Origin of the sequence: Wolbachia endosymbiont (group A) of Melitta haemorrhoidalis (genome assembly GCF_964273365.1) — a bacterium.
In the GTDB taxonomy this organism is placed as follows: Bacteria; Pseudomonadota; Alphaproteobacteria; order Rickettsiales; family Anaplasmataceae; genus Wolbachia; species Wolbachia pipientis.
Genome location: NZ_OZ187004.1, coordinates 913867 through 934479, shown reverse-complemented (window position 1 = coordinate 934479; position 20613 = coordinate 913867). Strand labels below are relative to the sequence as shown.

At 34.6% G+C, this 20613-nt stretch carries 19 protein-coding genes and 2 pseudogenes; 5 read left to right on the top strand and 16 right to left on the bottom strand.

All coding sequences use genetic code 11. From position 1 onward, the window contains the following. Positions 1 to 106 precede the first annotated feature (106 nt). Entirely contained in the window at positions 107 to 391 is a 285-nt protein-coding gene (locus tag ACICPZ_RS04820) for a transposase (RefSeq protein ID WP_038198869.1), read from the bottom strand. 579 nt (positions 392 to 970) lie between these two features. On the opposite strand from ACICPZ_RS04820, the gene ACICPZ_RS04815 reads away from it, so the two are divergent. After that, complete coding sequence (locus ACICPZ_RS04815) at positions 971 to 1882, top strand: Rpn family recombination-promoting nuclease/putative transposase (protein WP_015589128.1); 912 nt, start codon at positions 971 to 973, stop codon at positions 1880 to 1882. Here the strand turns inward: ACICPZ_RS04815 and ACICPZ_RS04810 are convergent. From ACICPZ_RS04810 to ACICPZ_RS04780, 7 genes and pseudogenes are all read right to left on the bottom strand, one after another. After that, entirely contained in the window at positions 1871 to 2554 is a 684-nt protein-coding gene (locus tag ACICPZ_RS04810) for a hypothetical protein (protein ID WP_341810836.1), read from the bottom strand. The genes ACICPZ_RS04815 and ACICPZ_RS04810 overlap by 12 nt on opposite strands. After that, positions 2526 to 3614 carry an IS481-like element ISWpi2 family transposase gene (locus tag ACICPZ_RS04805; RefSeq protein ID WP_264373697.1) on the bottom strand — a complete coding sequence of 363 codons (1089 nt, stop codon included), beginning with the start codon at positions 3612 to 3614 and terminating at the stop codon, positions 2526 to 2528. The genes ACICPZ_RS04810 and ACICPZ_RS04805 overlap by 29 nt, the downstream gene beginning before the upstream one ends. Before the next feature lie 61 nt (positions 3615 to 3675). After that, a complete protein-coding gene (locus ACICPZ_RS04800; RefSeq protein ID WP_264374054.1) occupies positions 3676 to 3975 on the bottom strand; it encodes a transposase in 300 nt (99 codons plus the stop codon). Positions 3976 to 3995: 20 nt separating this feature from the next. After that, positions 3996 to 4361, bottom strand: a complete 366-nt coding sequence (locus tag ACICPZ_RS04795; protein ID WP_065106850.1) for an IS5 family transposase — start codon at positions 4359 to 4361, stop codon at positions 3996 to 3998. Between the two features lie 52 nt (positions 4362 to 4413). After that, entirely contained in the window at positions 4414 to 4701 is a 288-nt protein-coding gene (locus ACICPZ_RS04790) for a UPF0758 domain-containing protein (protein WP_264373933.1), read from the bottom strand. Between the two features lie 165 nt (positions 4702 to 4866). Further along, positions 4867 to 5759 (bottom strand): annotated as a pseudogene (locus tag ACICPZ_RS04785) (helix-turn-helix domain-containing protein). 86 nt (positions 5760 to 5845) lie between these two features. Beyond that, positions 5846 to 6045 (bottom strand): annotated as a pseudogene (locus ACICPZ_RS04780) (DNA mismatch repair protein MutL); the annotation flags it as partial. A 411-nt stretch (positions 6046 to 6456) separates the two neighbouring features. On the opposite strand from ACICPZ_RS04780, the gene ACICPZ_RS04775 reads away from it, so the two are divergent. Together ACICPZ_RS04775 and ACICPZ_RS04770 are read left to right on the top strand one after the other, a co-directional pair. Next, positions 6457 to 7344: an Rpn family recombination-promoting nuclease/putative transposase gene (locus tag ACICPZ_RS04775; protein WP_209473055.1), complete on the top strand. Its 888-nt coding sequence runs from the start codon at positions 6457 to 6459 to the stop codon at positions 7342 to 7344. A gap of 20 nt (positions 7345 to 7364) precedes the next feature. Beyond that, positions 7365 to 7910 (top strand): pyrimidine dimer DNA glycosylase/endonuclease V, encoded by a 546-nt coding sequence (locus tag ACICPZ_RS04770; RefSeq protein WP_007549769.1) that lies wholly within the window; start codon positions 7365 to 7367, stop codon positions 7908 to 7910. 14 nt (positions 7911 to 7924) lie between these two features. Here the strand turns inward: ACICPZ_RS04770 and ACICPZ_RS04765 are convergent, their stop codons facing one another. Continuing rightward, a complete protein-coding gene (locus tag ACICPZ_RS04765; RefSeq protein WP_264373934.1) occupies positions 7925 to 8596 on the bottom strand; it encodes a hydantoinase/oxoprolinase family protein in 672 nt (223 codons plus the stop codon). Between ACICPZ_RS04765 and ACICPZ_RS04760 the strand changes: the two genes are divergently transcribed. Continuing rightward, positions 8587 to 9350 (top strand): IS5 family transposase gene (locus ACICPZ_RS04760; RefSeq protein ID WP_156518237.1). Its coding sequence is split into 2 segments (ribosomal slippage): positions 8587 to 8941 and positions 8941 to 9350, totalling 765 coding nucleotides; the frame shifts between segments, so codons are not numbered across the junction. The genes ACICPZ_RS04765 and ACICPZ_RS04760 overlap by 10 nt on opposite strands. On the opposite strand, the gene ACICPZ_RS04755 is transcribed toward ACICPZ_RS04760, so the two are convergent. From ACICPZ_RS04755 to ACICPZ_RS04725, 7 genes are all read right to left on the bottom strand, one after another. Then, positions 9334 to 10320, bottom strand: coding sequence for a hydantoinase/oxoprolinase family protein (locus ACICPZ_RS04755; RefSeq protein ID WP_264373935.1), 987 nt, complete (start codon positions 10318 to 10320; stop codon positions 9334 to 9336). The two genes, ACICPZ_RS04760 and ACICPZ_RS04755, sit on opposite strands and share 17 nt — an antisense overlap. 1 nt (position 10321) lies before the next feature. Next, the gene (locus tag ACICPZ_RS04750) at positions 10322 to 11371 is read right to left on the bottom strand and encodes a DUF917 domain-containing protein (protein WP_264951322.1); all 1050 of its coding nucleotides are present in this window, start codon (positions 11369 to 11371) and stop codon (positions 10322 to 10324) included. After that, positions 11340 to 12593: a cytosine permease gene (locus ACICPZ_RS04745; protein WP_209473061.1), complete on the bottom strand. Its 1254-nt coding sequence runs from the start codon at positions 12591 to 12593 to the stop codon at positions 11340 to 11342. The genes ACICPZ_RS04750 and ACICPZ_RS04745 overlap by 32 nt, the downstream gene beginning before the upstream one ends. 19 nt (positions 12594 to 12612) lie before the next feature. Further along, entirely contained in the window at positions 12613 to 13272 is a 660-nt protein-coding gene (locus ACICPZ_RS04740) for a hypothetical protein (RefSeq protein ID WP_264951321.1), read from the bottom strand. 77 nt (positions 13273 to 13349) lie between these two features. Continuing rightward, positions 13350 to 14438 (bottom strand): IS481-like element ISWpi2 family transposase, encoded by a 1089-nt coding sequence (locus tag ACICPZ_RS04735; protein ID WP_264373697.1) that lies wholly within the window; start codon positions 14436 to 14438, stop codon positions 13350 to 13352. A gap of 54 nt (positions 14439 to 14492) precedes the next feature. Further along, positions 14493 to 15248, bottom strand: a complete 756-nt coding sequence (locus ACICPZ_RS04730; protein ID WP_395462151.1) for an ankyrin repeat domain-containing protein — start codon at positions 15246 to 15248, stop codon at positions 14493 to 14495. Positions 15249 to 15668: 420 nt separating this feature from the next. Continuing rightward, the gene (locus ACICPZ_RS04725) at positions 15669 to 18485 is read right to left on the bottom strand and encodes a lipase family protein (RefSeq protein WP_264374133.1); all 2817 of its coding nucleotides are present in this window, start codon (positions 18483 to 18485) and stop codon (positions 15669 to 15671) included. A 798-nt stretch (positions 18486 to 19283) separates the two neighbouring features. Here ACICPZ_RS04725 and ACICPZ_RS04720 point away from each other — a divergent pair. Beyond that, positions 19284 to 20345, top strand: a complete 1062-nt coding sequence (locus ACICPZ_RS04720; RefSeq protein WP_151808102.1) for an ankyrin repeat domain-containing protein — start codon at positions 19284 to 19286, stop codon at positions 20343 to 20345. The last annotated feature ends 268 nt before the right edge of the window (positions 20346 to 20613 follow it).

The following is a 20613-nucleotide window of genomic DNA, read 5'->3' as shown; positions in this document are numbered from 1 at the left end:
TACTGCTTATTTTCCTTGTAGTCCACTTATAGTAGCCACTAGCAGAAAACCCTACATAATTCCTGCACTTTATAGTGTTTACTATGCTCTTTTATGAAAAAATATTTTACTCTTTTTGACTGGCCAGGGCTTTTTTTAAAATGTCTCTTTCTCTTGTTACTTTTGCTAACTCTTTCTGTAAATCAAATCTCTCTTTGTCATAAGGTGCTACATCTGGAAATGCATTTGCCGCTGACTTTTTTTCGTTATATTTCTTCATCCATTTTCCTAATACACTATCCCTTATTCCTAGATCTCTTGCTACTTTTGCAACTGGTTGACCTACCTTTCTTTGTTCATTTGCCAGCTTAACAGCTTCCAATTTGAATTCTGCCGTGTATTCTCTTGCCATTTCTAATCCTCCAAAATTTTATTTTACCCGAAAAAACTCCTTTCTTTCTCTCCACTTTTTCTGGGTAAGGTCAATTCGGAACTCTATTTCTTTTTTACGATCTTTACTTTTATTCTTATTGTTCATATAATATACCCTTCACTAATAATAAATTATTTTTAAATGTTTACTGTTATTTTCTTAGCAGTATTGGCATAAAGCCATAGCTTTTGGGTGAAGTCAAATCAAATTTTCAATTTTTTTTTTGTTTATTTTTTTATGAAAAGGTAGAAGATATTAATAGCTGCTAATTTCTTTAAACGATGTTGTCGTAGATTCGTATTTTTATACACCAAAAAGGGTATCTTTGATGTCTCCTACAGCTCCAAACTCATAGCATCCATTTGCCGGCCTTTTAAGGCGCTTTATAGAAGGGTTAATAAAAGATGTAAAAGGACGTCTAAGGTGCGTAGTAGCATTCTAAAGCCATCTATGGGAGACATTTTTTTCATCAACGCATTCAAAACTTAAAAAAATAAAAAACTTGAACATTTCTTCAGAATTATGTATAATTATTAATGCTTTTTAAGGTTCTTTCTTATGACTTTTTCTAAGTTTCTTGATCCCAAAAATGATGTATCGTTTAAGCGTATCTTCGGTACTGAAAAAAATAGAGATATCCTTATTCACTTCCTCAATGATATTCTTGGCTTTACTGGTAAAAATGAAATAAAGGATATAGAGTTTTTAAGTACTATTCAAGACCCCGATATCGCCGCTAAAAAGCAAAGTATTGTTGATGTTCTCTGTAGAGATTCTACAGGTGCTCAATACATTTGCGAAATGCAGGTCGCTAAAACTAAAGGCTTTGAAAAACGTGCCCAATACTATGCTGCTAAAGCTTACTCAAGGCAAGCTGATAAAGGTGACCAGTATCATAACCTTAAGGAAATTATCTTCATTGCTATAGCAGATTGTGTACTGTTTCCTAATAAATCTGAGTACAAATCAAAGCATACTATTCGAGATGAAGACACTAATGAGCATGATCTAAAAGATTTCTATTTTATATTTATTGAGTTGCCAAAATTTCCAAAGAATAAGGAAGATCAGTTGGAAAATATAGTTGAAAAATGGGTTTATTTTTTTCGATATGCAGATGAGACTAGTGAAGAAGAGCTGGAAAAAATAATAGGTAGTGATGTAATAATTAAAAAGGCCTATGAAGAGCTAAATAGATTCAACTGGTCAGAAAAAGAATTTATTGCCTATGAACAGGAAATAAAACGTATTCTTGATGAACAGGCTGTCCTCGCTCAAAAACTTGATGATGCTACTGAAAAAGGTAGAGAAGAAGGTAAAGAAGAAGGCATCCAAATCGGACATGAAAAAGGCAGAAAAGCAGAGAAAATCGAAGTGGCAAAGAACTCACTTAAGGCCGGTGTCTCTATTGATGTTATCGCTCAAATTACCGGCCTTTCGATAGATGAAATTCAAAAATTAAGGAATTAATACTTTACCTTGACCTCTAGCTTGAGTTAAATGACATTGAACAGAAGTATTATTTAGATAACTTTTAGGCTCCAAGCTTATTTGTTGTTCTTTTACGTCACTCACTTCTAATCTGCTTAACATTTGTTGCATTAATTGATTTATTACTGGGTCTATTCTTCTATTAAATTCAGCCATAAACTTATCAAACTTTTTCGGACTTAATCTACCGGGATCTCCGGGTTCTCTACCAGGCAATGCTTCCTCTGCGTATGATTTTAAAATCCCTGAAATTTCATTAAATTCACCACTCCTAATTTTTTCATTAATCTTCTCAAATAATTTCTCAAAATTAATATCTAAGCGGTGCATTTTTATACCACCTTTCGATTCAGCTTGCTTCTCTAATACTTCCTTGAACGACTTTATAATATCCGATGTGTAAAAAAGAGCCTTTACAGGATTAACATCAGAAAACTTAGGAAGAGGACACTTTTTATCTAGAAAAGCTTGTAACAAGAAAAACATCAAGCTAGCATTATTACTCGCACAAACTTCACGACTAAATTGGCTAGTATATTGGATATTTGGGTTTCTTACTGTATCAGAATGATTGGAGCTACTTCCTGCTGTAAAAGACAAGATTTGATCTGACAGACAAGAATTAACTGACAGAAGAATTGAGGTAGTCAAAACTAATATCAGGCTCTTGTGTAATGCTACTAATATTTTTCTGAAAAGCAATATATTTGCTATCAAGAAAAGTTTGCATAGGCGTTTTGCCATAGCAATATTTACCCGAGTGAGGTCTTGTCTCATTATAAGAACGCAACCAATGATCAACATCAATCTGTAGATCTTCCAAAGAACTGTAGATTTTCTTTCTAAAGATGATATTGTAACACTCATCTTGCATGGTTCTATGAAACCTTTCACATATGCCATTAGTCTGTGGAGAGTTGGCTTTAGTTCTAGAATGATCGATGTTTTCTATGCCCAAATAAAGCTGATAAGCGTGATTTTCGGGCTTGCCACAATACTCCGTACCCCTATCAGTTAAAATGCGTAATAATGGAATTTTCTGCTCATCAAAAAATGGAATAACTCTATCGTTGAGAAGATCTGCAGCTGTAATAGCTGTTCTGTCCGTGTAAAGTTTAACCATTGCAACTCTGGAATAAGTATCAACAAAAGTTTGCTGATAAATGCGCCCTATACCTTTGATATTGCCCACATAATAGGTATCTTGAGAACCCAAATAACCTGGATGTTGCGTCTCAATTTCACCATGAGCTTCCCTTTGTTCTTTCACTTTTTCTAAAGCTGCAAGTTGTTCTTCAGTTAAAATGATTCCGTCTTGAGCTACTTTTGTCTCTAGTGCTTTAAGTCTCTTTTTGAGAGTTTCAAGGTCATTTCTTAGCCATACAGACCTTACTCCTCCCTGAGAAATTATTATACCTCTTTTTCTCAGTTCATTTGCAGCTCTTTCTTGCCCATATGCTGGAAATTCTGTTGCTATACTAATCACTGCTCTTTCTATATCGTCGGAAACTCTGTTTGCTAATAGCGGTTTTTTCTTACTTATTTCATGTAATGCTTCCTCTCCTCCATTTTCATATAACTCCTTAAAGCGATAAAATGTATCTCTTGAGTATCCCATCACTTTGCATGCTTGAGACACATTTCCTAGTTGTTTTGCTAGTTCTAATAATCCTAGCTTTGGTTTTAATATTTTTGTCTGTATTGTACTCATATCTAACACTCCTTTATTTTTATTATTTTTAACTTACTTTTTTAAAGTGTCAGGTCAAGTCTTATTTAATACACATGCGTCTAAAATTGGAAAGCCAAGCAAAGGTTCGTTCTACAATCCAACGTTTAGGAATAACCTGAAATCCTGTATCAACCAATTTCTTGGTAATCGTTAGCAAACATCCAGTTTCCAACAAACATCGATTTTGTAATTTACCTTTGTATCCTTGATCAGCAAAAAACTTACGTAATGTTGGAGCTTTGCATTTAGCTTGAATAAAAAGATTGGTAGCACCATCACGATCCTGAATGCTTGCGCTGTGTACCTCTGCAGTAATTACAAGACCTAGTGTATCTACAATAATATGGCGTTTTCTACCCTTTATTTTTTTACCGGCATCATATCCTCTTGATCCCCTTTTTGAGTCGTTTTCACTGATTGACTGTCAATTATACCTACTGAAGGTGTTTCATTTTTACCAACCATTTTTCTTACCTCTTTTACTAGCATGTCATGTATTTTTTTCAATTTTCCATTATTACGCCACCTGATAAAATAGTCATACACCGTTTTCCATGGGGGAAAATCCTTTGGTAGCATTCTCCACTGGCAACCACCCCTCATTATATACCTTATTGCATTAATAATTGTTCTGATGTTATGTTTTCTTGGTCGTCCTATCGCTCCTTGTGCAACATAGGGCTCTAAAATTTCCCATTCCTTGTCACTTATATCACTTGGATACAATTTACCCTCCTATTTTTTGCTTACCTCATCATACTCTTTTCTTTATTCCCTTTCAAGACAGGTTCTTAACACACGAAATTATCGCTGTTGTATCATCAGTCACCCCTTCTACCATTTTCAGATCATCCATCTCTTGGCTGAAGATCTTACTTATTCCAGAATACTTGTCTATTAACCTTCTAGCAATAGCTTGGGCTTGGGTCTTACCATGCACTACACTTAGAAATATTGCTACTATTTCATGATTAAGTAAAGCCTTTCCTCCCCCGCTTTGTCGTATTCTCTCTATTTCTTCTCTAAATTCATTTTTATCTTTACTTTTATTATTATTATTATTCATAAGATATACCTCCTATTAGCTACTAATTTTTTTTAATTATTTACTACTGTTTTCTTGGTAGTATTGGCATAAAGCCATAGGTTTCGGGCGAAGTCAAATCAATTTTTCAATTTTTTTTGTTTATTTTTTATGTAAAATGCAGAAGATATTTCTTAAGTTGTGTTTTTAAAAAAGTAGCTCAGTTGCCCCAGTTGTTCGTAAAACAATATCGATAGAAATTCCTAATCTACGTAGATTCTTTGCAATTTCGGCTTTTTCCGCCTTCTTGACCTTTCCTTCGATAATCTCCATACCTTCAGATAAAGATTTGATTAGTACATAAAATCCGTTGCGTAACTCTTGATCCTCAATTTTCCTGTATTTCTCTATTAAACCACTGCTTGCTTCACTATGTTGCCTTGTAAGCAGATCTTTAATGCTGACTGATAACGCCTTTGCTATTTCATATAACTTTTCAAGTGGAACAGCAATGTTCATAGTCGCTTATTTTTTGACGCGTTGTACTAATTTTTTTTGCCAAGTCTTCCTAAGTGCATTTTCGCATTATCCTTAGCTTTTTTATCCTTTGTCCCATCCTGTAGTCTACAGAAGTAGTTTTTTCTTCTGCATTACTATATTCTTCAGTTCGTTGCTTGGAAAATTATTTCAACAGAAACTCCTACTTTAACTAGATTCTTTGCCACCTCTATTCTTGCCACTTTTCTACTATTTTCCTTGCTAACTTGTGCAGATGTAATTAATGAATAAACTACATTACGTAATTCTTGATTCTCAATTTTCTCATACTTTTCTATTAGATCTAATCCCTCACTCTCGAGATAACTGTTTTCATTTGATACAGGAATAAGATCTATAATGCTAACTGATAGTGCTTCTGCGATGCTATATAACCTTCTGATTGAAATTTTACGCTTTCCTTTTTCATACTGTAGTATGACCTGATATTTTGTACCGATTTTACTTGCTAAATCCTTTTGAGTATATCTCTTCGCTAGCCTACAACTTCTTACTTTCTGTCCTACTTTGTAGTCTAAAAAATTAGAGCAGTCACTCTTTATCTATAAAAACAAATACTTACATTCTATACTGACTCCTTAATAACCAGAAGAACTATCTCAATAAAGATCATTTCAACAAGCTTAATCTATCTTCTTTCAAGCAATTTCTCTATATCACTCAGTTTCATTTCTATATAAGTTGGTCTTCCGTGATCAGAATATGGCGTTTCCTCCATTTGCCTTAGCAACTCATTCACTTCTTCTAACCTCATTTTCTACCCGCTCTAATTGATCCATGACAAGCGATAGTTGCCAACACTTTATCTTCTACTGGCAATGTATCTTCTTTTTGTCCATGCTAATAGGATATAGATTTAACATAAAATTTGCTACTGAAATGTTGACATTAAGTTTCAAGATCTTTATCATGTAAAGGTGTGGGCTCACGATGTTAGGTAATTGAGCTTGTGGGCTCGTGTTTTTATTAGGCTCTCACACCAGAAATAAGCGTTTTTAAAGCTCTTTATAGCTACTAAATCTATGAATTCATTTGCTGGCGTTTTTAGGCGCTTTATGAGGGAGTTATAAAAAGATGTACAAAAGGACGTCTAAAGTAGAGGGTGCTATTCTAAGATGATCTCTGAAAGCCGTTTTTTTCATCAATACATTTAAAACTTTGAAAAATAAGCTAAAAATAAAAGAGTTGAACATTTCTTTAGAATTGTGTATAATTGTTAATGCTTTTTAGGTTAATTTTATGGCTCTTTCGAAGTTTCTTGATCCAAAATTAGATTTAACATTTAAGAAGATCTTCGGTACTGAGAAAAATAAGAATATCCTTATTCACTTTTTAAATGACATCTTAGGCTTTACTGGTGTTAACACTATACAAGATGTTGAGTTCCTTAGCACTATCATGAATCCTGAGATTGCTTCTGATAAACAAAGCATCGTTGATGTTCTTTGTAAGGATTCATACGGAAATAGGTATATTGCGGAAATGCAACTCGCTCGTGATAAAGGCTTTGAAAAACGCGCCCAACTCTATGCTGCTAAAGCTTACTCAAGACAATCTGGCAATTACATTGATTTTAAGAAAGTATTCTTTATTGCTATTTCTAATAGTACGCTATTTCCTACAGAGGTTGAGTATATTTCTACTCATAATATACGAGAGATAAAAACCAACGGACATTATCTAAAAGATTTTCAATTCGTTTTCATTGAGTTGCCTAAATTTACAAAAAACAGAGTAGAACAACTAGAGAACACAGTAGAAAGGTGGTGTTTTTTTTTCCGGTATGCAGAAGATACTACAGATGAAGATTTAAGAAAAATAGCAGAAAAATCACCAATAATAAAGCTAGCATATGATGAGTTAGACAAATTTCATTGGAATGAAAAAGATCTAATGGCGTACGAGGAAAGAATAATGAATCTACAGAAAGAAGAAGCCATCCTTGAATATAGGCTTGATCTTGCTAAAGACGAAGGCATCCAAATCGGTCATGAAAAAGGCAGAGAAGAGGGTGAGAAGGAAGCTAAAATAGCAGTTGCAAAGAATCTACTTAAAGCAGGTGTTTCTATTGATATTATAGCTCAAACTACTGGTCTTACAGTTGATGAAGTTAAAGACTTAAGCTGATTCTATCTTTTGACACCTAGATGAACATCTTTGTACTAGATGAAAACCCAGTAATTGCAGCACAAATGTTGTGTGATAAGCATATAGTAAAAATGCCATTAGAAACTGCTCAGTTATTAAGTAATGTTTTTTCAATAGCATTAAAAGCGCCAAATCCTTTTGTCAGTACCACAGATCAGAATATAGCAGTTCCATATAAACTCACTCACAGCAATCATCCTTGTTCTTTGTGGGCTAGGCAATCGAAAGGGAACTTTTGTTGGTTGATAGAGTACGGAAAAGAATTATGTAAAGAGTACACTTGGCGATACAAAAGAAAGCATAAATCAGAAGAAGTAATAGATTGGTGTGATAGTAATAAGGATTTACTCATTTTTCGATCAACTGATATGCAAGCTTTTATACAAGCACTGCCCGATCGGTATAAATGTACTAATCCTGTAAAAGCTTATAGGGAGTATTACCTACAGGAAAAGATGAGATTCGCTAAGTGGGAAAATGGAAGAGAAGCACCAGGTTGGATAGTAGGAAATCCTGCTACACATTTTTTCCACATCTTTTCTTGATAAGGACACAAGGTTTACGATATCCAAGGGCTAGCAGCAGTAATACGCACACGTGCAAGATTATTGGGTATATAATGATAGGGAATAATTTCTTCATATACAATGCGAATTGAACTAGGATTCACTTTATATAGCAGTGATATTTCACCCTTAGCTTCGTTTCTTATATTTTTCAACACATTTTCTCTATCAGTTAAAGAAACTACAGTATCCTTTGTTACCGAAACCTCTGCAAAAGCAGCTCCATAAGCATTTGCAACTTCAGCATATTCAGGAATGAACGCATATTTTGGTAAAAACGGTGATGCAAGCAACATAGCGCCACCACCTACAATGATAAAAGGAAGGTCAGCATGCGGTCCAGAAATTTTCTGATAAAGTTTTTCAAGCTTCAATACTATTTCGCTCATAATACGCTTTGCACACATAGCTTCCTGTTTAGTAAACTTAACAGAAGAAAAATTAACATGCCCTAAAGCTTGTGCCATATCAGTGAGAGTTATCTTGCTGCCTCCCCATAGTTTTGCATGTTGCTTTATTAGATATCCTGCACTTTCAGGTCCTATATTAACTTTATCATCTTTTGCTTCTATATAACTGCCACCTCCTAAGAACCTGTCTTGAAAGGGAATAAAGAAAAGAGTATGATGAGGTAAGCAAAAAATAGGAGGGTAAATTGTATCCAAGTGATATAAGTGACAAGGAATGGGAAATTTTAGAGCCCTATGTTGCACAAGGAGCGATAGGACGACCAAGAAAACATAACATCAGAACAATTATTAATGCAATAAGGTATATAATGAGGGGTGGTTGCCAGTGGAGAATGCTACCAAAGGATTTTCCCCCATGGAAAACGGTGTATGACTATTTTATCAGGTGGCGTAATAATGGAAAATTGAAAAAAATACATGACATGCTAGTAAAAGAGGTAAGAAAAATGGTTGGTAAAAATGAAACACCTTCAGTAGGTATAATTGACAGTCAATCAGTGAAAACGACTCAAAAAGGGGATCAAGAGGATATGATGCCGGTAAAAAAATAAAGGGTAGAAAACGCCATATTATTGTAGATACACTAGGTCTTGTAATTACTGCAGAGGTACACAGCGCAAGCATTCAGGATCGTGATGGTGCTACCAATCTTTTTATTCAAGCTAAATGCAAAGCTCCAACATTACGTAAGTTTTTTGCTGATCAAGGATACAAAGGTAAATTACAAAATCGATGTTTGTTGGAAACTGGATGTTTGCTAACGATTACCAAGAAATTGGTTGATACAGGATTTCAGGTTATTCCTAAACGTTGGATTGTAGAACGAACCTTTGCTTGGCTTTCCAATTTTAGACGCATGAGCAAGGATTACGAGCATTCTCCTCTTACTTCAAAAAACAATATCTTATTTAATATGATTACTTCTATGCTTACTAAATTAGCTGCTTAACTCCTTTCAAGACAGGTTCTAATGCAATAGACAAAATATCAGGCATAGCACAATTGAGTGTAATACCACCAATAGAAGAATTATAAAGCGAACGCCGCGGAAAATTGTTTAGCACTATACCTACGTCTGTTGATGTTCCTCCAATATCTGCAACTACACATTCATTTTTACAAGCAAGACGTGCTGCCCCCACAAAAGAATTAGTAGGGCCTGATGAAATAGTCAATATAGGGTACTGCAGTGCTTCTTCTAAAGTAATAATAGTACCGTTATTCTGAGTAATAAACAAAGGACATGTTAACCCGAAAATGCTTAATATATTTTGCAAATCTTTAAACCCTGCATTCATCGCTTTTATAAGAGCAGTATTAAGTATAGCTGAATTCTCTCTTTCGATATAACCAACTCCACCAATCTTATGTGATAACGTAAATGGAAAAGCTTTCCCTAAAATTTCTTTGATCTCATTTCCTACTATGTTCTCTTGTTCACAATATAGAGGAGAAAACACTCCCACTACTGCAAATCCTTCTGCTCCTTTATTGTGCAACTCGTATATGGCAGAGCGTACTTCAGAAATAGAAAGCTTAGTTATACAACTACCATCACAATCATACCCTCCATTAATAACTTTTTCTCCAATATACAATGTACTACGTGTCTGTGCGTTCCACGAGTATGCAGGTGGAAGTGAAGGTTTATGACCTGCAATGCGAATCACACCTACCTTGTATAGTTCAGATCCTTGCAAAACCGCATTAGTTGCGTGCGTGGTTCCTATAGATACAGCTAAAATTCTCTGTTTATCAAAAGGATGAAGCTCATACAATGTGGATAATACACGTAAAACCCCTTCAGAAATATTTTTCGTAGCAATCACTTTACAAGAAGTAACTATTGTACCATTATCCTTTACAAGTACAGCGTCAATATTTGTGCCACCAACGTCGATTCCTATTCTATAATCCATATCACCTCCTTTTTTCAGAAAGACCAAACACTTCAGGACCTACTATTGCCAGTCCTTCTGGTGTTGTCCATAACGTGAGAGAAGGAAATTTTAGCACTGATACACGTATTCCATATGTTAAAGCTTCAGAAGCTATTGGATATCCAGTATCTTTATCAAGAACAGCAATGATATCTGGTGTTGCAGCAACACAATCGGAACCATCATACACTGCAAGATATTCATTTTGATAAATGATGGTCAACATATTATTACAACCTTCTATAGATACATTTCCTGAAAGAAACCCTCCCTTAATTGACTGATCTATATCTCTTATAATTCCCTCTCCCAACAGCAATGCATGCTTATCGCATAACGCTTTTATAGGACATATTTTTCGTTCTCGTGCTTCCAGTATAATATTACCTAGAAAACATGCATAGGAGATACTGTTTCTACAAATAACTTGCTTTGCTTGTTGACCTGTTATAGGGTAACAGCTAACACCTATGCTTGAACCACATGCCACTGTCACCGCGCGCGCAACCCTTTCGAGGTGGTCACTGCTTTCAATATGCATAATTATAGTGTTACCTAAGCTATCTGCAAAAAATGCAGGACAACAAGAAATGCCATATAAATTAGGTGATACCATATTCAATGATGGAAATGCTCTGCCCATTAAGTCTCCGTCTATAACAGGAATCCCGACTTTACCTGCTGCAAGGAATGGTGTAAAAGCGTTACTTCCTCCTATTTCCGCTGGTATAAGTGCCGTAGGTTCTTTCTTATAATATAACGTAAATACATCGATTAATGAGTGACACTCTTTACTGGGTAATTTTTCTGCAGCTACAAGAGGTGCACCCATAAAACCAATGGGCATAATTAGAGCATCATCTTCCAACTCATCTATATCTGTAATAGCTACCTCGCCATGGAGTTCGATTTTATATTGTGTACTAAGCTTATTATAATAGGTATTACCTCCACCTCCTGAGCCTAATAATCCAGCCCCTAAAGAAAGAGCTTCTATATTATTGAGAGTTAGTTGGTTTATTTTTTTCACAATAGTTCTTATAAATAAACAGAAAAGTGCGTGTGCATAGAACAGCAAAAGATGATACAATTGCTGCATCGGTGTAAATAAAACCAGTTGTTATATCATGCACCTTAAGTAACGAAAGCAAACCATATATAATACCAAATATTGCACAAATGAGATTGGTTTTTTGTGCTGAAGACGTATATTGTATAGGTTGTAATTTATCCAGCACAAAACAGGTTACAATAACAGATCCTTGGCTTCCTATGACAATGGTAATTACATTAAGTAACTCCTCAAATTTTAGTATTATATTAGTACATGAAAGTACTGTACCAACAATCCCTATAATTGTTATGCAGAACGGTAATGAAACTTTGGGTAACAAAAAATTAACGTTTACACCAGCAGAATACAAGTTTAAGTTATTAGTAGTCCAGCATAAAAGAATTATAGACGGAATACACAATAACTTCCACAAATCATTTCCGCTGCTCAATAATACCTCTATAAAACTTGAATCTGGCACACAAAGAGCAAAATAGACTCCTGTGCCTATAACGAAAAAATAACATATGAAAAAGGTAAGTATAACGCTTACATATGCATCGAGATTTGTTCGTGCAAAACGATAGTATGTTGGGATATCGAAAATAGCACCTAAAGATGCTGCAATTATAAGCGGTACGCCTTTTAATGTCATATTAGATGTAAGTATAATATCAGGTAAGGTGTGCTTGTAAAAAAGTTGCAATATTGCGATTATCGTAACTATGATAAGAAAAGGCGTTGCAATATTTGCAAAGCTCTTTAATGCAGTGATACCTCTGCTTACAAGAAGTGTAATAGCGAAACCAATGATACAATTAGTAGCAACGAATACATATGGTAAGTCTTTCATTTTTAATAGAGGAAATTCTATAATAGTGTTCACCATAATGTTTTGTTGAATAGAAAACCAGAACACTAAACACATTATAATACCTAATCCATATAGCCATGTACCGTGAACACCAAAATAGTGTAATACTTGTTCTATGGTATTGCATGGTCTTCTTACTGACAATACAGCAAAACACAACCCCAACATTGTCAGTATAAGATTTGCTATAATTATAGAAATTAAGCTAGAAGTAACACCATATTTGGTAGTAAGCATATACCCCAACATGAAAGCAGGTACACAAAAGACTGCACCTGCTTGAATCGCGGTAAGATCTATGTATGTTTGACTAGTATACTTCAACTTATCACCTACAAAACAATCAAAGGAGATTCATTCTTAAGTTAGTTAGTCCTCTTTGAGCTTTTGAAGTCTCAGTTTCGTCAACTTTAGTACTAGGACCTGCTCCAGTATCAGCATGCAACTGGCGAAGGACTTCCTTGGCTTTTTCAGTGGCCTTATCAACCTTTATATCCTCCTCCATGTTAACTTTGGCATCAGGAGCTAAGCTCTTTTGATACTCACGTTCCCTTGAATAGTTTGATAAACATATATGATGTATAGCAAAAAGAGCATTTTCACTTCTCCGCGTTACTTTGGCTAAATTTCCAACCTTAACATGATGTGAATAGCGTGTATCTTTTATACCAAATCTCCTCGCAAAATTAACATGCATATTATTATAACCAAGGAAATCTTTATCTATTGAATGAAAGTCATCTACTAATGGATCTTGTAATTCTACTGAGCCATCTGGGCACTTCTCATATAAGCTTTCTACGTACTTTCTAAGTTTTTCCTCATCTTTAGATGGTTTATCTTCTTCAGGAAGTTTAGTGCATAGTGGTAATTGAATATGACCTGCAGGATGGAGCATAAGAATATTTCTGATATCACAATCTTCTGTTAGAAATTTCTTTGACGGTACTTGTGTACCATCGGCATACTCCTTATATTCTTTAGAACATTCTCCATTAATCAAGCTAAAACAAAAAAAAGCAAGAGTTGGTTGTACTTTTTCATTTTGTAAAAGACAAGATTTGATCTGACAGACAAGAATTAACTGACAGAAGAATTGAGGTAGTCAAAACTAATATCAGGCTCTTGTGTAATGCTACTAATATTTTTCTGAAAAGCAATATATTTGCTATCAAGAAAAGTTTGCATAGGCGTTTTGCCATAGCAATATTTACCCGAGTGAGGTCTTGTCTCATTATAAGAACGCAACCAATGATCAACATCAATCTGTAGATCTTCCAAAGAACTGTAGATTTTCTTTCTAAAGATGATATTGTAACACTCATCTTGCATGGTTCTATGAAACCTTTCACATATGCCATTAGTCTGTGGAGAGTTGGCTTTAGTTCTAGAATGATCGATGTTTTCTATGCCCAAATAAAGCTGATAAGCGTGATTTTCGGGCTTGCCACAATACTCCGTACCCCTATCAGTTAAAATGCGTAATAATGGAATTTTCTGCTCATCAAAAAATGGAATAACTCTATCGTTGAGAAGATCTGCAGCTGTAATAGCTGTTCTGTCCGTGTAAAGTTTAACCATTGCAACTCTGGAATAAGTATCAACAAAAGTTTGCTGATAAATGCGCCCTATACCTTTGATATTGCCCACATAATAGGTATCTTGAGAACCCAAATAACCTGGATGTTGCGTCTCAATTTCACCATGAGCTTCCCTTTGTTCTTTCACTTTTTCTAAAGCTGCAAGTTGTTCTTCAGTTAAAATGATTCCGTCTTGAGCTACTTTTGTCTCTAGTGCTTTAAGTCTCTTTTTGAGAGTTTCAAGGTCATTTCTTAGCCATACAGACCTTACTCCTCCCTGAGAAATTATTATACCTCTTTTTCTCAGTTCATTTGCAGCTCTTTCTTGCCCATATGCTGGAAATTCTGTTGCTATACTAATCACTGCTCTTTCTATATCGTCGGAAACTCTGTTTGCTAATAGCGGTTTTTTCTTACTTATTTCATGTAATGCTTCCTCTCCTCCATTTTCATATAACTCCTTAAAGCGATAAAATGTATCTCTTGAGTATCCCATCACTTTGCATGCTTGAGACACATTTCCTAGTTGTTTTGCTAGTTCTAATAATCCTAGCTTTGGTTTTAATATTTTTGTCTGTATTGTACTCATATCTAACACTCCTTTATTTTTATTATTTTTAACTTACTTTTTTAAAGTGTCAGGTCAAGTCTTATTTAATACATATAAAGTGATACTACCAATTAGATTAAGAGGAGCTCCGTTTTCTACAAGATATTCAACTATGTTCAAGTGACCCTTTGAAGCAGCAGCATATAAAGGAGTATCACGATCGTCTTGTAGATCAAGAGTAGCTCCGTTTTTTACAAGATATTTAACTATGTCTAAGTAACCACCTTTAGCAGCAGCATATAAGGGGGTAGTGCCACGATAGTTCTTCATATTCGGATTAGCTCCTTTTTCTATAAAATATTTAACTATGTTTAGGTGACCATTTGAAGCAGCAGCATATAAAGGAGTATCACCATCCTTGTCTTGTAGATCAAGAGTAGCTCCGTTTTTTACAAGATGTTTAACTATGTCTAAGTAACCCTTAAAGGCAGCAAAGTACAAAGGAGTAAAGCCGTGATTGTTCTTTGCATTAGGATCAGCATGATTTTTTATAAGATATTCAACTATACTGAAATTATTCTTGCGAACAGCACTGTGTAGGGGAGTATGATCATCCTTGTCTTGTAAATCAATAGCAACATTTTTTTTACCTACAAGATATTCAACTATTCTTAAGCGATCCATGGAAGCAGCTACATGCAGTAAAGTAGTCTTTACATCCATATCGGAAAATATTATGTCAAAATCTTGTTCTTTTAGCTGATTTTCTATTCTATCAATAACATTACTCTCATCTACACCATCTTGTATTATTGCTCTTAATATCTCTTGCAACTCACTTAAATTCATAATTTTACCTTAGTTTAAAACCGCTTTAATCATTATATGCCTGATACAAAAGTCAAGAATTTTATATGTCTTCCTGAAAATTACGAGCGATTGTTTTAGTTGCTCTGCTTGATCGGTAGAAGGAGCATATTTGTGCAATTCAATAGAAACATGCCTTTCTTCAGCATCACAAAATTTTTAATTATTGACTTTCCCCAAAAACGCAAAAAAGTAAGTATATTTGTGAGAATAATTTAAATAAAAGCGGCGTTGTGAAAATAAAAGCGTAAAATTGTTGCAACGAAGTTGGGCAAATTAGTTCGTACCTAAATGTGGCAAAAGTAGGCTAATATAGCTGGTTTTGCGATATAGTCAAACTATTATACAAGAAAGTTCAAACGGTACAAGTGGTGGGACGAGTATAATTTAAAACCTTAAAAACTATTTTTTAGCATCTGCAAGATCGATACCGTTTGTTTGATCAATTTCAACATTGCTAAGCGCTGTATTTGCTTCATACGAACAGTAACATCCTACTGCAAGAAAAGTTAATGCAGCTACAGCAAGTGAAATACACATTGCTAAATGAAACATTGTTAAACTTGCACCAACAGCAAATGCCACAGATAACAAAAAAGAAACAGAAGCATAGATTACTTGCTTTCTACTTTGAGCATTTACTGCTGAGAGTTTTTTGTTTTCATTACCCAGGCTGAGATCTTTTTCTTTGGCGAGCCGACTATTTTCTGATAAAAGTTGAATTTCTTTTTTAGTAAGACAATCAATACTTGCTTGTTTACTTAATGTCTCATGCTTTAGTTGTGAAACATTTTTCTTTGTACTATTCAGCTCTTTATTTTTACCTTCAAGTTGTTCCTGCAAACATTGGATTTGACTTTCCACCCTATTTTTGCTTTCAAGTTGTTCATGTAGATTTTTAACTTGACTCTCTAGTTCTTTACTTTTGGTTTCAGATTCCTGCAGCTTTGTCTTCAGGTCGTTATTTTCATTTTTGGGCTTTTTCAGCTTTAGCTCATTCTTTAGTTTGTTGTTTTCTTCAGTGAGCTGAGTTACTTCACCAGTTTTGTTAGTTAAGTCTCGCTTTGCACTATTCAGGTGCCCTTCTAGCTGTTTTGCTTGCTTTAGATCTTTTTCTAATTGTGAAATATTTTTCTTTGCAACATCTAGCTCTTTCTTCCCCTCTACGAGTTGTTTTTTTGTTTCCTCAAGTTCTTGAGCAAGTTGAATTACTTCACTAGTGTTGCCAACCAATTCTTGCTTTACACTATCCCGCTCCTGTTCCAACTGAGTTTGTGTGCTCTTAAATGTTTGAATTTCTGCATTCAAGGCTTTATTTTTATCATCCAGCTCTTTTTTGCTGTTTTCAAGGTTAGCTTCTTTGCTCTCAAATTCCCTAGTTATTTTAGCCAATTCTTGCTTTGCACTCTCTTGCTCTCGTTCTAACTGAGCTTGTAATTGTGAAACCTTTTGATTTGCATCATCAATCTTTTGTTTTGCTTGTTCCAAATCTTCTTTTAATTTTAAAATATTTTCATTTGCATTATCCAGCCCTGTCTTGCTGTTTTCAAGGTTAACTTTTATGTTCTTATATTGCTCTTTAAGCTTACTGCTTTCTTCAGTAAATTTAGTTACTTGATTATTTAGCTTGCTAATCTTTTCCTCCTTCTCTGCAAGCTGAGCTCCTGTACTCTTAAGTTCTTTAGCTTTTGCATCCAAGCCTTGATTTAGCTTTTTCTTCTCCTGCGCAAACTGAGCTTGTGTATTTTTAAACTCTTCCAGCTTTTGGTTCGCATCATTCAGCTCTTGATCCTTGCTGTTAAGTTCCTCAGTTTTTTCATTCAAGCTTTGTTGTGTACTCTTTAGCGTTTCTTTTAGTTGACTCTTGTCTTGAGTCAATTGAGCTACTTTATCATTAAGCTCATCACACTCTTGTTCTTCTTGTTTCAATTTTTCTTCTAATTTTGGGGCATATTCAATCGGTATTTCAGAAAGCTTAATATCCTTATTTTCTTCCCTGACTTCTTCAAAGAATTTCTCGCCATCTATACATGTAAAGTTAAGTAGACAATTTATTAAGTGGTAAAATGGACTAAGCACGTAAGAAATATAAAAATACCTAGATGCATTGCTGTCTGATTTAAAATTTTCCTGCTTTACTTCCCGAATAAGTTTATAATAGGTATCAATTTTATGATAGTATGGCTCTAAATAATCTAGAACTTTATCCGTTTCTAGTTTTAATGGTTTACCTACATGTTTATAATGCGCACCAGCATTACCGTGTGGCAGACATGGTACTGGGTCTGATTGACAAGCTACTCTAATAGTCTTCTTTCCAAGACACTCACTGTAAACTTCAGCAGCATCATTGTAGAAAACTCTTGGGGAGCCAAAAGTTGCAACATTAATGTCTTTGGCTTCTTCTGTTTTATCAAGACATAAAGCAGCTATAGTAGCAAGAGCACCTCCCATGCTATGACCTGTAACATTAATTTTTAAACTTTTGATTCCTTCTAATCCTTTATCATTAGCATGCCCTTGTAATATCTTGTGTACGCTGGGCCAAGAGCGTTTGAATAAAGAGTAGAAACCAGAGTGGATATAATTATCTCCAGATAAAAATGATAACTTAATCAAAGATGCACGAAGATCTTCCTTCAAATCATTCAAATCGCGAGTACCATGATAAGCTATAGTTACTTCCTTGTCTTTAATAAAAACATAACCAACATCTCGATTGTATGAATTGCTACCCGTCAAAGCATAGCCGACATTGTGTTGTTCTAATTTATAATCACTATCCGAGCAATATTTATCTTGAATGAGTTCATTGTCATAAAATTTTATTATTTGATAACCTGCTTCTTCAAACTGCCTTTTAGTTTCATATTCATCTTTCTTTAATTTCCTGTCCCCATCACCATAGGCAATTTTACTGAGAGTACACATTTCTAGTAATTTTTCTTTATCAAATTCTGCAATTTGTCCTGTTATCAGATCGGCAAGGTCAGAAGCATCATTTAACTCACTATTCTCAGAACGCTCTATATTCTTCCATATTTTAATTAAACTAGAAATGTCTTGATTCAAAAGCGCGTCGAGATCATGTTCATCTCGAGCTTCTAATTCACTCTTAATTGGTCCGAGCTTTTCAATTAAGACCTCTTTTATTAAAGTATTGCTAATATTTACAAAATCATCGCTAATAGAATTTTGATTATCAATAACACCTGGCATATTTCTTACTTACTACAAGCTTAATTAACTTAGTATACCACTATGCAATTATTTAGTCAAATAAGTTATCAATTTAATAAGATTAACCATAAATCTTTTCGTCTTCAACGGTACAAGCAATATTTGTTCAGGAGCGTTTCTGGGAGGAATATTACAGTAACTAGCGTTAACAGCAATTCAATTATTTACTTTCTTCACAAAACACAAAAAAAGTACGTATATTTGTGAGAGTTTTTTACGTAAAAGGGGTGTTTCAAAAACAAAAACGTAAAATTATTACAACAAAGCTAAGCGAATTAGTTCGTATATAAATGTGGCAAAATAGGCTAATATAGCTGGTTTTACGGTATAGTAGAATTATTATATAGAAAAGTTCGCACAGAACAAGTGGTAGACCAACTGATCCCAAAAAAACTTGTTCTCACGCTTGTTATTTTAAGTTGCTGAAAGTGGTTGTATCGGTTAGGTTATTAGTAATATATTTTACTAAATTAATACCAATTCATTTGAGGATAAAAAGGAAAACTAAGGTAAATTTATAGCAAAAAAGGTTTGTGCTCATCTTATGACAAAGATGCAATAGAAACTCTCATGGAAAAGAGGCAAAGATTGTGGAAGTATATAGAAAAAGCTTTATGACGCTCAACGAAAAAAGGGAGGCGTTTGGCTTGCTGATGTTGCAGGTGATGATGAATTGAATTAAAAATTTTATATATAATGTAAGTGTAGTAATATTAATAAATATCAAATATTTATACTGCATTATCATCTAGCATACTAACAAATTAGAGGTAATTTATGAACGAAATACAACAAAGAGAGTTAAATGAACAACTTTTTAATGCTGTTGTACAGGGTAATATAGGGCAAATTGAGGAGTTAATAGTAGCTGGAGCAGAGGTTAATGCGGTAGATGAGGGTGAAAAAGCTTTTTCACGTCTTTCTGCTTTAAGTAATACAAGGGAAAGAGGGGTAGTAGAGGCAGCGAATATTCAGCAACTTAGACTCACTCCTTTACATTATGCTGTTTTAAGTGGCAGAGAGATGGTAGAGCTTTTAATCGAAAAAGGGGCAAATATTAATATGGTAAGTGAAGATGGACCTACTCTTTTACATTATGCTGCTGCTTTCAGTGACAAAAGAGAGGTGGTAGAGCTTTTAATCAAAGAAGGGGCGAATGTTGATGCGGTGGATGATAATGGCAATACTCCTTTATTTTCTGCTGCTTTAAGTGGCAAAAGAGAGATGGTAGAGCTTTTAATCGAAAAAAGGGCGAATGTTGATGCGGTGAATAAGGTTAAAAATACTCCTTTACATGCTGCTGCTTTAAGTGGCAAAAGAGAAGTAGTAGAGTTCTTAATCGAAAAAGGGGCGAATATTAATGCGGTGAATGAGAGTAAAAATACTCCTTTACATGCTGCTACTTTAAGTGGCAAAAGAGAAGTGGTAGAGCTTTTAATCGGAGAGGGGGCGCATATTGATGCGATAGATGATAATGGCAATACTCCTTTAAGTTGGGCTGCTGAACATAGCCAAAAAGGTGTGATAGAGTCTTTACTTGAAAAAGGAGCGAATATTGATGTGATAGATGGTGATGGCAATACTCCTTTAAATTGCGTTATTATCTCGAATAAAATAGACAATGCTGAGTTAATAGTAAATCACATAGCAAAACTGGAAGCTACTGGCTTATATGTCAGTCCAGAGAATATACAACTTAAAGCTCAGATAATGCCAGAAATAGAAAAAAGAATATTTCTACATAATCATAAACCATTGATTGATGCTTTATCGACGCATTATGGAAGTAATTTTCAAGCAATGACATTTACTGGTATAAAGAACAGGAGTACGAAATAATACACTAATTTACTTTGTAGACTTCGAAGATGTTACAACAAGACATGTTCCTACACTGAAAGTCAAGACATTTGCAGAGATGGTTAAAAATAAAGATATAAATAGTAACCTTGAGTGCCCAAGCACTGAACAAACTCAAGGAGCTAGTCAGTCTCTTAATTAAAGAAGGATACATGGAGACCTGCTGCGAAAACAAGAAGAGGTGTTCCTCGCTTGTATGAAGTATTTTTAAACGTGGTTTTTTTAAAGATCATAATTACCACAAAAA

Bases quoted from the DNA above. Each gene is read 5' to 3' on its own strand.
- ACICPZ_RS04820 (WP_038198869.1), bottom strand. From the start codon at position 391: ATGGCAAGAGAATACACGGCAGAATTCAAATTGGAAGCTGTTAAGCTG.
- ACICPZ_RS04815 (WP_015589128.1), top strand. From the start codon at position 971: ATGACTTTTTCTAAGTTTCTTGATCCCAAAAATGATGTATCGTTTAAG.
- ACICPZ_RS04805 (WP_264373697.1), bottom strand. From the start codon at position 3,614: ATGAGTACAATACAGACAAAAATATTAAAACCAAAGCTAGGATTATTA.
- ACICPZ_RS04790 (WP_264373933.1), bottom strand. From the start codon at position 4,701: ATGAATAATAATAATAATAAAAGTAAAGATAAAAATGAATTTAGAGAA.
- ACICPZ_RS04775 (WP_209473055.1), top strand. From the start codon at position 6,457: ATGGCTCTTTCGAAGTTTCTTGATCCAAAATTAGATTTAACATTTAAG.
- ACICPZ_RS04770 (WP_007549769.1), top strand. From the start codon at position 7,365: ATGAACATCTTTGTACTAGATGAAAACCCAGTAATTGCAGCACAAATG.
- ACICPZ_RS04755 (WP_264373935.1), bottom strand. From the start codon at position 10,320: ATGGATTATAGAATAGGAATCGACGTTGGTGGCACAAATATTGACGCT.
- ACICPZ_RS04735 (WP_264373697.1), bottom strand. From the start codon at position 14,438: ATGAGTACAATACAGACAAAAATATTAAAACCAAAGCTAGGATTATTA.
- ACICPZ_RS04730 (WP_395462151.1), bottom strand. From the start codon at position 15,248: ATGAATTTAAGTGAGTTGCAAGAGATATTAAGAGCAATAATACAAGAT.
- ACICPZ_RS04725 (WP_264374133.1), bottom strand. From the start codon at position 18,485: ATGCCAGGTGTTATTGATAATCAAAATTCTATTAGCGATGATTTTGTA.
- ACICPZ_RS04720 (WP_151808102.1), top strand. From the start codon at position 19,284: ATGAACGAAATACAACAAAGAGAGTTAAATGAACAACTTTTTAATGCT.